The sequence below is a fragment of the Scytonema sp. HK-05 genome (assembly GCF_963872035.1).
Taxonomy (GTDB): domain Bacteria; phylum Cyanobacteriota; class Cyanobacteriia; order Cyanobacteriales; family Nostocaceae; genus Kalymmatonema.
Genome location: NZ_CAWMYC010000090.1, coordinates 101346 through 113534, shown reverse-complemented (window position 1 = coordinate 113534; position 12189 = coordinate 101346). Strand labels below are relative to the sequence as shown.

At 42.5% G+C, this 12189-nt stretch carries 8 protein-coding genes; 6 read left to right on the top strand and 2 right to left on the bottom strand.

Annotated features, from left to right (window positions below; genetic code table 11):
* Nucleotides 1-28: 28 nt before the first annotated feature.
* The 3 genes from AACT52_RS11600 to AACT52_RS11590 are packed head-to-tail and all read left to right on the top strand — an operon-like array spanning nucleotide 29 to nucleotide 7633.
* A complete protein-coding gene (locus tag AACT52_RS11600; protein ID WP_073630993.1) occupies nucleotides 29-1123 on the top strand; it encodes a CHAT domain-containing protein in 1095 nt (364 codons plus the stop codon).
* Nucleotides 1120-4752 carry an NACHT and WD repeat domain-containing protein gene (locus AACT52_RS11595; RefSeq protein ID WP_083630254.1) on the top strand — a complete coding sequence of 1211 codons (3633 nt, stop codon included), beginning with the start codon at nucleotides 1120-1122 and terminating at the stop codon, nucleotides 4750-4752. The genes AACT52_RS11600 and AACT52_RS11595 overlap by 4 nt, the downstream gene beginning before the upstream one ends.
* Before the next feature lie 31 nt (nucleotides 4753-4783).
* Nucleotides 4784-7633, top strand: a complete 2850-nt coding sequence (locus tag AACT52_RS11590) for a C1 family peptidase (protein WP_073630992.1) — start codon at nucleotides 4784-4786, stop codon at nucleotides 7631-7633.
* 346 nt (nucleotides 7634-7979) lie between these two features.
* Here AACT52_RS11590 and AACT52_RS11585 read toward each other — a convergent pair whose 3' ends face one another.
* Nucleotides 7980-8714 carry an HAD family hydrolase gene (locus AACT52_RS11585; protein ID WP_073631027.1) on the bottom strand — a complete coding sequence of 245 codons (735 nt, stop codon included), beginning with the start codon at nucleotides 8712-8714 and terminating at the stop codon, nucleotides 7980-7982.
* A 154-nt stretch (nucleotides 8715-8868) separates the two neighbouring features.
* Here AACT52_RS11585 and cbiD point away from each other — a divergent pair, with 154 nt between their 5' ends.
* The gene (gene cbiD, locus AACT52_RS11580; RefSeq protein ID WP_073630990.1) at nucleotides 8869-9954 is read left to right on the top strand and encodes a cobalt-precorrin-5B (C(1))-methyltransferase CbiD; all 1086 of its coding nucleotides are present in this window, start codon (nucleotides 8869-8871) and stop codon (nucleotides 9952-9954) included.
* Here the strand turns inward: cbiD and AACT52_RS11575 are convergent.
* On the bottom strand, nucleotides 9935-10732 hold the full coding sequence (locus tag AACT52_RS11575) for a sulfite exporter TauE/SafE family protein (RefSeq protein ID WP_073630988.1): 798 nt from the start codon (nucleotides 10730-10732) through the stop codon (nucleotides 9935-9937). The genes cbiD and AACT52_RS11575 overlap by 20 nt on opposite strands.
* A gap of 458 nt (nucleotides 10733-11190) precedes the next feature.
* On the opposite strand from AACT52_RS11575, the gene AACT52_RS11570 reads away from it, so the two are divergent.
* Together AACT52_RS11570 and AACT52_RS11565 are read left to right on the top strand one after the other, a co-directional pair.
* The gene (locus AACT52_RS11570; RefSeq protein ID WP_073630986.1) at nucleotides 11191-11931 is read left to right on the top strand and encodes a cobalt-precorrin-6A reductase; all 741 of its coding nucleotides are present in this window, start codon (nucleotides 11191-11193) and stop codon (nucleotides 11929-11931) included.
* 42 nt (nucleotides 11932-11973) lie between these two features.
* A complete protein-coding gene (locus AACT52_RS11565; RefSeq protein ID WP_073630984.1) occupies nucleotides 11974-12177 on the top strand; it encodes a type II toxin-antitoxin system HicB family antitoxin in 204 nt (67 codons plus the stop codon).
* The last annotated feature ends 12 nt before the right edge of the window (nucleotides 12178-12189 follow it).

Here is a 12189-nt window from a genome sequence, read left to right as displayed (position 1 = left end):
AAAACTGTATTCGAGAACAGATAGCATCATGAAAAAAATCTTAATATTATCCGCAAATCCTAAAAATACAGATAAGCTGCGCCTAGACCAAGAGGTGCGGGAAATTAAGGGGGCGATCAAACTTGCTAACAATCGAGAGCAGTTTGAAATCGTTACCTCCGAGGCGATACGAGTTGAAGATTTGCGCCGCGCACTGTTGGAACACCAACCGGCGATCGTTCACTTTTCTGGACATGGTTCAGGTAGTACTGGCTTAGCCTTGGAGAATAATTTGGGACAAGTGCAACTCGTGAGTATAGAATCACTCGCAAGGTTATTTGGGTTGTTCCAGGGCAAGATTGAGTGTGTTTTGCTCAACGCCTGTTATTCGCAAGCCCAAGCAGCGGCAATTCACCAACATATTGATTATGTCATCGGCATGAATCAGGCGATTGGGGATATGGCTGCTATTGAATTTGCCATTGGATTCTATGATGCACTAGGTGTTGGCAGACGTTATGAGGATTGTTTTGAAGTCGGTTGTGCTTCTATCGACTTACAAGGAATTCCAGAGTCAGAAACACCAGTACTCAAAGCAAGGCGGCGCTCATCGTCTTCTTTTGATGCAGAAACGAGTGGTGAACAAACACAAGGCAAAACCAACTCCAGAGGTGTAGTGTTGGCATCAGAAGAAAACAACTCACAGCCAAGATACTCTGGTGGAATTTCCCAAAGTCTTAGTGGTGGGCAAATGTACGGTGGAATGCAGGGGGTACAAGGCAACCGCAACCAACAAACTATGAAAATTAAAAATACTGCCTCCGCTAATGAAAAACAACTCACCCAGGAAGATGTGATTCAGTTACTAGCAAAGATTGAGCAGTTGATTCAATCAACCTCTCAATTGCCAGAAGCAACAAAAGAAAAATCACTCAGGTATTTAGCAGCAGCCAAGGAAGAAGCGCAATCAGATGAACCGGATAAACAGTTAGCAGCTGGAAATCTCAAACGGATGACAGAAACATTAAAAACTACAACGGAAACTGTCGCTACTTTTACTGTGTGGGAGAATATTAAATTAATACTGATACAACTACCTGTTTGGCTGGGTGTTCCTAAGAATTTCTTTGGTTTTAGTTTATGAACCAACCTATAGACAATCAGGAAAATTCGCTGCCCACCCAACAGCCAATTCTTCAGCAGCACGTGGAAAACGCCACATTGGGTGGTGGAATGACAGCGGCGATCGGCGATGATAATGTTCAGATTCAGGGTGACAGCAACGTTGTTACTTTTAACAAGACAGAGATTCTACAAATCGCTGTTGAAGAGATTAAAACCCGTGAATTTATAGAAACCTCACCCTACAAAGGGTTAAAGAAATTTGAGCCAGAAGACAAAGACCTATTTTTTGGTCGTGACCAATTTCTTACAAGTTTGGTTAACGAACTAGAACAAACTAACTTAATTTTACTTTTAGGAGCTAGTGGTAGTGGCAAGTCATCAGTGGTGCGAGCGGGTTTAATTCCCTGGCTGTCACAGAAATGGCGATCGCGATTTGTACACCTGACGTTTACCCCAGATAGTGACCCTTTTGAATCTTTTTATGCCAGTTTACTCAGTAAATACAAGCAAGCAGAAGCCCAAGTCGCCCGTGAGGCTAAAGCTGGTACGCTCACTCAGGTGGTAAATCGCCTGAAGCAGCCTGATGATTATTGGCTCATCTTTATTGACCAGTTTGAGGAGTTGTTCACCACGAGTCAACCTGGTAAACGTGACCAGTTTATCAACAGCTTGGTGGAATTGAGTAAAACTAAGCAGCGTTCCGTCAAAATTGTGGCAACAATGCGGGCTGATTTTCTTGATCACTTAAGTCCTTATCCTCAGCTTGTCAAGGCTACAGATAAACATCGTCCGTTCATTGCTGAGATGCAAGAGGATGAATTACGGTTAGCAATCGAACAGCCTGCTGCTCAGCATGGGGTCGTGTTTGAAAAGGGATTGGTAAAAGAAATCATCAACAATGTCCAAGGACAGGCAGGATATTTGCCGTTGTTGCAATACACCCTGAATTTAGTGTGGGAAACAGAAGTTAAAAATCACGATATTGGCGATCGCACACTCAATATCAATACCTATCGGCAGTTAGGTGGCGTGTGGGGCGCACTCCACCAACGAGTTGAGAACATTTACAACAACTTGACAAAAGAAGAGCAAACGTGCATACAACGCATCTTTTTGAGGCTCGTTGAGATTGGTGGGGATGAAGAATCGGGAACTGAGTGGAAACCCGTTCGTAGACGGGCGATGCGATTTGAGTTTAGCGAAGAACTCGAACAAAAAGTGTTGACTCAGTTGATTGATCAAAACTTGTTAGTGAGCGATCGTCAACCTCATTCTGAAGTCTCCACCGTAGAGATTGCCCATGAAGCTTTACTGACTTCTTGGACACGGTTGAATGAATGGATTGGAGAAAACCGTAACAGCATCGCCTTGCGCAACCGTTTGAATGAAGATGTGGCACAGTGGCAAAAGACGAAAGGAGATGATGAATTGTGGGGTGGCTCAAGACTAGAGCAAGCTTTGGAACTCAAACAGAATGAGACATTTAATCAGGTGTTGGGTGGGTTTGGTGATATTGCCAATCAGTTTATTGATGCTAGTGTAGGACGACGCGATCGTCAACGCCGCCGAACGGTTACTAGATTATCTGTTTTTTCTGCTGTGGCATTAGCACTAGCTGCTTTCTCGACCATTCAGTATCAGAGAGCCGAAACAGGTCAGATCGCTGCTTTAGGGCAAACCTCAGAAGCCCGTTTTGCCGTTAATAGAAATACGTTGGATGCTTTATTGGTTGGCTTAGATGCTGTCAAACGCTCAAAATCACGGGTTTGGGGCAACGCCAATTCACAAAAGCAGGCTGAAATGCAGGCAACGTTGGGTCAAGCAGTTTACTGGACGCGAGAGCGTAACCGTCTGGAAGGACATGAAGATGTTGTTCAAAGTGTCAGTTTTAGCCCGAATGGTCAGATGCTTGCTACAGCGAGCTATGACAATACAGTAAAGCTGTGGCGTTCTGATGGCAGCCTAATTGCGACTTTACAAGAACACACGCAGCCAGTGATGAGCGTCAGTTTTAGTCCTGATGGACAGACGATTGCTTCTGGTAGCCAAGATGGAACGGTCAGGCTTTGGGATCGCAATGGTAAGCTAATACGGTTTATCAAAGCTCATCATAGCTCGGTTTTTAGTGTCCGTTTCAGTCCTGATGGTAAGACGATTGCCACTGGCAGTGAAGATAAAACAGCGAAACTGTGGCGACTTAACGGTCAGTTTCTCAAGACCCTAGGGGAACATCGGGGAGGGGTGACGCAAGTAAGTTTTAGTCCTGATGGTAATACGATTGTGACAATCAGTGACAGCACGACGATAAAGCTCTGGACACGAGACGGAAAGCTGCTCAAAACCCTCACTGGACATACTGGCGCTATCACGAGTGCAGACTTTAGCCCAGATAGCCAGGTGTTTGCGACCGCTAGCCTAGATCGAACAGTAAAGCTCTGGAATCAGAAGGGTCAAGTCCTACGCACTTTCCCACACCCGGAACAGGTATGGAGCCTCAGTTTCAGTAGCGATGGACAAATAATCGCCTCTGGTAGTTTCGACGGAAAGATAACACTGTGGGCGCGAGATGGGAGACTGCTAGACACATGGGAAGGTCACAAGGGACAAATTCCCAGTGTAAATTTCAGTCAAGACGGACAGATTCTAGCGACCGCTGGTAATGATAACATCACGAAGCTCTGGCAGGTGCATCGAAGCTGGCTAACTGTTTTAATTGGACATAAGAGTTCTGCGACTAGTGCTAAATTCAGCCCGGATGGCAAACGGGTAGCGAGTGCAAGTCGCGATCAAACGGTGAGGTTGTGGAGTTCAGAAGGTGAGTTGCTTTCCACCTTGAAAGGACATCAAGGCAGGGTTCATGGCATTAGCTTTAGTCCAGATCGACAAACAATTGCCAGTGGTGGTGACGATGCAACTGTAAGACTCTGGAGTATGGACGGACAAACAGTGAAAATACTACGAGGTCATCATGAGCCCGTCCGTAAAGTCAACTTCAGTCCAGATGGAAAGATAATCGCTTCTGCCAGTGATGATGGAACTGCTAAACTTTGGAGTTTAGACGGTAGAGAACTTAAAACCCTCAGAGGACACAGTGGCAGAGTGTTGAGTGTTAGCTTCAGTCCGAATGGGAAAATAGTTGCCACTACCAGTGATGATCAGACAGTGAAGTTATGGAATCTAAATGATACAGAAATCAGAACATTGCAGGGACACACAGGTCGAATTTGGAATGTCAGTTTTAGCCCAGATGGACAAACGATTGCTACAGCCAGTGCTGACAAGACTATTAAACTCTGGAAATTAGACGGAAAACTAATAACAACGCTCAATGATCACACTGCTGCCGTGCTTGGCGTAAGTTTCAGCCCAGATGGACAAACAATCGCCACTGCCAGTAGTGACCGGACTATCAAACTTTGGCGACGAGATGGAACTTTAATCACAACTTTGAGCGGACATCAGTCTGATGTGAATTCTGTAAGTTTTAGTCCTGATGGCAAATTGTTAGTTTCTGCTGGTGCAGATGGAGTTGTTTTGTTATGGAATGTGTCAGATCTCAGTTTGAAGGGGATGGTGGCAAAGGGATGCAGCCAGATCCATGATTACTTGAAGACACACCCAAATGTTTCACCTCATTTGTGCAATTAATGTAACTTTTACTTAATTAAGGAGAAAGAAAATGGAAAAGAGAGGAACAGGCTGGATTCCAGATTATCCCGATGTTAACGACTACACCTTAGCAAACGAGGCGATTCAAAATCTATCAAACAAAATTCAAAGTCACGGTGATACTGCCTCTATTGAGAATTTGGCACAAAAGGTTTATGAGGCTTTAGGTCTTTTAGGTCTTCTGGTAGAACAACAAAATAAGAACGAGTCAAACAGCCAAAAACTCCAAAATGAGAACAAGCCAAACAGCCAAACACTCAATAAGATCCGGGATGACTTATACCAAAACATTTTCGGTGACTTTCGGTTTGAAACTGTGGAACTTCATAGTGTTCTTAAGGTGGGAATGGCTGATTCGGGAGTTTTACTGATTAAGAATTACTTGGAACGCATCATTTTGACATGGTCGAGATGGAGCTATTTTCACGAGGATCTTAGAAATTATGAACCTGTCCTAACTAACACCACGTTTGATACCCAAACAGATAAAGCAGTCAAACGGGTCTTAGAGACTCAAAAATGGTTAAAAGATAATGATGGTTCAGTCGATGGTTTAGTCGGCAAGGATGAGATGGATGTCCTAGCTCTCTTAGCCAACGGTCCACATTTTATTCGAGATATAGAGGAATTTCGTTACTTTATTGAACGCAATGCTGAAAAATATAAAGATTGGCTTACAAAGTATATGCCAGATGAAAATAATCTACTTAGTAATCAAGTCTGTCAAGGTATCTTAACAGTCTATTTATTTCCTATTATAAAAAATCTGCATAAATTTAAAGATATTTTAATACAATATCTTCCTAAAGAAAAAAATCCAGAGGTACAAGAACCACCCGAAGAAAAAAAACAGACGGAACCAAACATTACAAATTTAGCAAATATAATCTCTTTAGTAAAGCTAGTACTAGTAGGAAATGACATTTCCCACATCCAAAAGATACTGGTAGAAATAGACCCTGCTATAACAGAAATAAAAGATGCAAAAAACGCTATTAAGAAAGATCAGGAAGATATCATAAAGATAGTAAAACAGTTTAAAAGCAACTTAGAAACCGAATTTTCTAAATTTTCTCGATTTTCTGCGTTTGATTTGAGGGATTTGACGGAAATCATTAATGAGGATGGGTTTAAGAAAAAAATTCTTGATCCTCTTGAAATATTCTTACAATTTTATGAAATTTTTAAAGATAACTATTTAAGATTTTCTCCCGATATAAAGTCAAAGTCTAATATTTTAGAAGATTTAGATGAAGGATTAAATGAAGAATTCTGGTCAATGATCGATAATTTTGAAAGGTACATGATGCTACTTTATCTGGCTTATCCGCTAGAGATTGTACCTGAGTTATTCCAAAAAACAGAAATAGCTGTATCGTCACGAATTCCCAAGCCAATAGTTGAATTATCCGATAACAAATTCCGATCCCTTCTTTCACTAGAATCCTCAAAATCAAATTCCACAATCTGCCAGGAATTTCTACAATTCATAAAACCTATTGTGTCAAATCTTGACCAATTACATGACCCATTACAAAAGCCTTACCTAAGGCTTATTGAAATTCTAGCGGAGATATTGATGCCATTGGGTCAATACAGGAACCTCAGTGAAGCAGTGGAGCGAGGAATAAAAAAAATCGAGCATTTATTTAATGATCCCAAAGACGACGAAAAAGAGACAAAAAATCTTATTCGGGATACGATTGACGAATATAATCTTGGTATAGCCAGAGACCATAGCCTTATAAAGGAGTTACATTCACATTTTGAAAACCAGATAATAACTCTTAAAGAGGAGCAGCATCAGACTAATGGCTCAGTAAGTGGCCAGACGAAAAAGCAGGGTAAAAAGCTCCTATTTGAAATGCGTTTTAAGCCAGAAAAAAACAGTTCAAATCAAACTTCACCTAAACCGACTCAAAACTCGTCTCAACAGATGAAGAATAGCTTGTTGTTTCCTATTAATCGGACTCTTGATGAACGTATTGCTGAAGCTTTAAAAAATCAAAAAGATGATAATAAAGACAATCAGAGTGTATTTTTGTGTTTACCAGAATTTGTTGATTTAAGCTACTGGTGTTCTCCAGTGGAAGATCAGGGAGCATTGAACTCCTGTACAGCCCATGCTGCAATTGCCTTAATCGAATATGCCCAGAAAAAAAGTTCTGACACCTATATTGATGGCTCTCCTCGCTTTCTCTACAAAGTCACACGAAGCTTAATGCAACGAGAGGGAGATTCAGGTGCTTCCGTACGGGATACGATGAAGGCAATGGTTGCGTTTGGAGTTTGCCCAGAACAGTATTGGACCTATGAGGAAGATAAGTTTGATGAGGAACCAACACCTTTTTGCTATTCTTTTGCCGAAAACTACAAAACGCTTAAATATTTTCGCCTAGACTATGCTTCAATCTCTAGATACACGCTGCTCGCGCAAGTGAAGGTGCTGCTTGCATCTGAAATTCCCTGTATATTTGGGTTCACACTCTACAACTCTGTCTACGATGAATTCAATGTACAAAAAGGGCATATTCCTCTACCCCATAAACGAGACAAAGTCATTGGTGGTCATACAGTAGTTGCAGTTGGCTATCATGACCGCAAGAAAATCGAAAATGGAGATGGTACGGAAGCGGAGGGAGCTTTGCTGATTCGCAACTCTTGGGGAACTCGTTGGGGTCAAGGCGGCTACGGCTGGCTTCCATACGATTATATTACTCAGGGACTGACAGCCGATTGGTGGTCGCTCCTGAAGGCAGAATGGTTGGCTACTGGGGGCTTCGGTGCAGGGGCGAGTGCCTGGGACCGAAATAAAGGAGATGGTAATGAACCACCCAAGCAACCACAAACAAAACCCTAGTAATCATAAACACAAACAAATAATAAAGGAAACAACTAAACACAAACAAAAGGCAAATGATTTCTGTTAGAACTTACTTTTTCGCGTTGCACCCTTTTTGACCAATACAGTTCAAATAATCACCAGCCCAGAAACCAGGTTTTTTCCAAGAAACCAGGTTTCTTTAACTATCGCAATACAAGTTTGAGTTCTAGCTAGTTTTTTGTACAACTCATATCAAGTCCAGTAATATAACCTTGATAAGTTCGTAGTGAGGACTTTAGTCCTCTTCGACTGATATAGCAAGGACTGAAGTCCTTACTACAAACCATAACGAGTTGGATAAAGTGTAGTTAATAAATGCAATTCATTCACTGAGAACTTGAATTTCATCGAGTTGATTAATCACCACATCCGCACCTTTAACATTCTCCGCCTTTCCTACCCAAGTGATACCAATGCAACCAGCAGCTTTAGCATTACGCGCCATTTGCATATCACCCACAGAATCTCCTACCATCAGCGTGGCACTTGGTTCCACTCCTAAAGCTTGACAAGCTTGCAAAAATAAAATTGGATCTGGTTTACTTGGACCTTCATCAACTCCCATTTCTAGTTGAATGTAATCACTCAATTGATGATTTTGGACAAACGCACGCACTTCTTCGGTTGTCGCTGCTGAAAGAATTCCTAATTTCAGCCCTGCATCCGATAGAGACTTGAGTACTTCTAAGCTACCGACAAACAAAGGTGAAGCAGCCTTACCAACATATTTTTCCGCGTCTTCCAAAGCTTGACGAGATATCGTTAAAGATTCAAACCATCCCCGCCCAGTTTCCGCAATATAAGCAGCAGCGGCGACTTCTGTTTCGCGACGACTCGCCACCGAAATTAAACCCGCTGGATCGAGGCGATCGCCATTAACCCCAAACGCCATTAACAATGGTTCCCCAATTCCAGGAATTTGCGCGTCTATCATTCGTGCGCCTCTTTGTGCGAGGGTACGCAAATAAGCTTCAGAATCTTCCAGAGTCCCGTTTTTATCAAACAGAATCGCCTGGATATTGGAAAACGTCACATTTCTACACTTAATTGTTGCCAAAATAGACCTCTCGCGATCGCTCAACCAAGAATCATTAAAACCTGTTTTCCGTACTATTTCACTAGCACTCACCCAAGTTGGCTGCGCTCTTTGGAGGCGCTTTCTCCCCTATAGTAGAAGCAAATATGTTTATAAAAACTCATTTGACAGCCCTATGGCTCGTACAGGTTATACCCTACCAGTGTTTGCAGTAGCGGCGGCTAAAGCTGCTTTGATGCATCTGCGTGAAAAAATCGATTCTCAACTGTCGGTTGAGATTGACCTCCTCCCTGAAAAAGCAGAGATTCCCATTTCTCAGGTTGCAGCTTTAGATGCTCAAAGTGCCTTAGCAGTGACACTCAGCGATCCAGGTGATAACTTAGATTTAACAAGGAACACGCCCATTTGGGCTTGGGTGAGGTTGTCCGAAAGGCAATCTCAAGCCCTGGTTTTAGAAGCGGGTGAGGGTTTGGGAAAAACAGCTTCTGGAGAAGCAGCAATTTATAACTATGCCCGTCGCTTGTTTGATGCTAATTTACTACCTCTGATTCCCCCAGAGCAAACGGCAACGGTGACAATTATTCTTCCCGAAGGTCGTCAACTAGCGAAACGTACCTCGAATGAAGCCTTTGGCATTTTAGAGGGATTGTCTTTATTGGGAACCAGCGGAATTTCTCAACCCCTGTCTGCGGCTGATCACCTAGAAGAATTTCGGCTGTCGTTGCAGGATAAAGTCAAAGTTTGTCCTAATCTCGTATTTTGTATTGGTAGCAATGGTATGCAAGTCGCACAACGTTTAGGCATACCAGAATCAGCAATTGTGCAAACAGGCAACTGGATTGGTGCGTTGTTGGTAGAAGCTGGACTATACCAAGCAAGTTCTGTTTTGTTGCTGGGATATCAGGGTAAACTGATTAAGCTGGCGGGTGGAATTTTCAATACGTCTAGTCATTTAGCAGATGCCAAATTAGAAATTATTAGTGCAGCGGTGGTTACAGTTGGCGGTGATATACAAGCAGTGCAAGCAGTTTTAGATGCCAAGACTGCTGATGCAGCACACAAAAAATTAATAGAACTGGGCTTGTCGGAATCAGTATTTGGGATACTGGCGGAAAAGATTAGTCAGAAGGCTCAAGCTTACGTGCAAAAATATGCCAATGTTCCCCTTAAAGTTGGGACTGTTTTGTTTGACCGTAAAGGTGAAATTATCAGCCAAGACTCACAAGCAAAAGAACTGTTAGTTATTCAATCGTCAGATTAGTCGTGCTAGTTGAGTGATTTTGTTGCTGAGATTTACGCAGTGTTATAAATGCAAGAATAGCCACAACTGTCAGGTAAATACGTTGTAACCAGGCATTACTCAAGCTAAGGGTCATACGCCCTCCAATAATTCCACCTATAAACATAGCAAGACCAAGAATCATACCTAGTTGGTAATCTACTATTCCATGCTTTATAAATATTAGGGTGGCAACAAGTGAGGAAAATACATTAATGACTTTGGTCGTAGCTATTGCTTGAATAAATGTCATACGAAATAGCATAATGTAGGCTGCTGTTAGCAAAGTCACGTAACCGCCACTGAAAAAGCCACCGTAAATACCAAGCACGAAAGTGACTATATACCCTGCTATTTCTGCGATCCGTGAAGGTATTCCCACAGATGGAACGACTCCAGCATTTCGGTTGGCAATTGACAGCACAGCAACTGCAATCATTGAAATAGAAATAATAAGTGGCATTGATTTTGACGGCACAATAAGAACAAGTAATGCTCCCAAAATTGAGCCAGCCAGTGTTAGGACTATCAGTAGTGGTAAGCGAAGTGTATCAATCACTTTTTTACCAATAAAAGGCAATGTACCTCCAATACTCATTAAGGTTAACGCCAGCATATTAGTCGCAAGGGCAGTGCGCGGTTCAACTCTAAACTCAAGCATGACTGGCACGGTAATGAGGGAAGTGCTACCAGCAATCACACTGATAATGCTTGCTATTAAGAAAACAGCAGCAAGCATGATTATTTGGATAACAGTCATGAGATGTTACTTTTATAATGAATTTATTTTTGAGGAATATCCCGGTTAGGAACAGTAATTAAAAGCTTTTCATTACTGAAGATACAGTAAGTTTTTGATTATAGCAATGCAGAGAAAATTTAGTGCCAATCCAAGATTCTTTTGCCAACTTAGTTAGTACCAAATTCATGATAATTGGTAACAACTAAGTAGGTATAAGTTAGAGAAAAAGATGCTGAAATTTGGTTTCAGCATCTCTAATTAAGGAAAATAAAAATAATAAAGTAAGCGCTTCTGAAATTATTTGGTAAATTAGATTTTGTAGGGTGGGCAATGATGTTTGCTGCCCAGTAGTACCAGATTTAGTGAGGATTGCCCACTCTACTAAAAATTTCTTATTAAATTATCAAAGGAAATCAGTAGAAATTCAAGTTGCACGGCATTGCATTAATATCCTTCTTCGTTTTATTCTGCTATGTATGAAACGTCTTCTTATTCTTGGCGGAACAAGTGATGCAGCAGAATTGGCAGCTAAAGCCTCGGCTATCCCAGAGGTAGAAGTTATCACATCTCTAGCAGGTCGCACCAGTCAACCACAAGCCCCAGCAGGAATGCTGCGTATCGGCGGTTTCGGCGGTGAAGCAGGGCTGGTTGAATACCTGCGTGACGCCAAAATAGATGTGCTCATTGATGCGACTCATCCCTTTGCCGCGCAAATGTCTTTTCATGCAGCAGCAGCCGCTACAAGCTGTAAAATACCGCACCTAATGCTCATCCGTCCTGCATGGGAGCGTCTTCCTAGTGACCAGTGGGTTGAAGTTGATAGTGTCGAAGCAGCCGCCGCCGTATTACCTGAATTTGCCAATCGGGTATTCCTAACTATCGGTAGGCAGCAACTTGCCCCCTTTGCCAGTCTGAAAGATATTTGGTTTTTGATGCGGCTGATTGACCCCCCCGCCCCTGATGCATTAGTGCCACCAGGGATGATATTGTGCGATCGCGGTCCCTTTGCCCTAGATAATGAGCGCAAACTCTTGATAGAACATCAGATTGATACTATAGTCAGTAAGAATAGCGGCGGTGATGCTACCTATGCCAAGATGATTGCAGCGCGAGAACTTGGGATAAGGGTCGTGATGGTGAAGCGTCCAGTGACTCCACTAGGAGAAAAGGTGAGTGATGTAGAGAGTGCTGTAGCGTGGTTAGTAAATCAGCTATAGAGTGTTAGCATTTGGATGAAGTAACCGAGTAGGTGTTGACCAATGACAGAGGCAAGACCTCAAGCCGAATCAAAGCGTAAGGTACTGCTGTATCCTGGCGAAGATGGTTATTTTGTCGTCGAGGTACCGAGTTTGCCGGGTTGCATCAGCCAGGGGAAAACTCGTGAGGAAGCTCTAGCAAATATTGAAGAGGCGATCGCTCTTTACATTGAAGTTCTGCAAGACCGAGGCGAGCCTGTTTCATAATACACAGCGGTG

Bases quoted from the DNA above. Each gene is read 5' to 3' on its own strand.
- cbiD (WP_073630990.1), top strand. From the start codon at position 8,869: ATGGCTCGTACAGGTTATACCCTACCAGTGTTTGCAGTAGCGGCGGCT.
- AACT52_RS11565 (WP_073630984.1), top strand. From the start codon at position 11,974: ATGACAGAGGCAAGACCTCAAGCCGAATCAAAGCGTAAGGTACTGCTG.
- AACT52_RS11590 (WP_073630992.1), top strand. From the start codon at position 4,784: ATGGAAAAGAGAGGAACAGGCTGGATTCCAGATTATCCCGATGTTAAC.
- AACT52_RS11600 (WP_073630993.1), top strand. From the start codon at position 29: ATGAAAAAAATCTTAATATTATCCGCAAATCCTAAAAATACAGATAAG.
- AACT52_RS11595 (WP_083630254.1), top strand. From the start codon at position 1,120: ATGAACCAACCTATAGACAATCAGGAAAATTCGCTGCCCACCCAACAG.
- AACT52_RS11570 (WP_073630986.1), top strand. From the start codon at position 11,191: ATGAAACGTCTTCTTATTCTTGGCGGAACAAGTGATGCAGCAGAATTG.
- AACT52_RS11575 (WP_073630988.1), bottom strand. From the start codon at position 10,732: ATGACTGTTATCCAAATAATCATGCTTGCTGCTGTTTTCTTAATAGCA.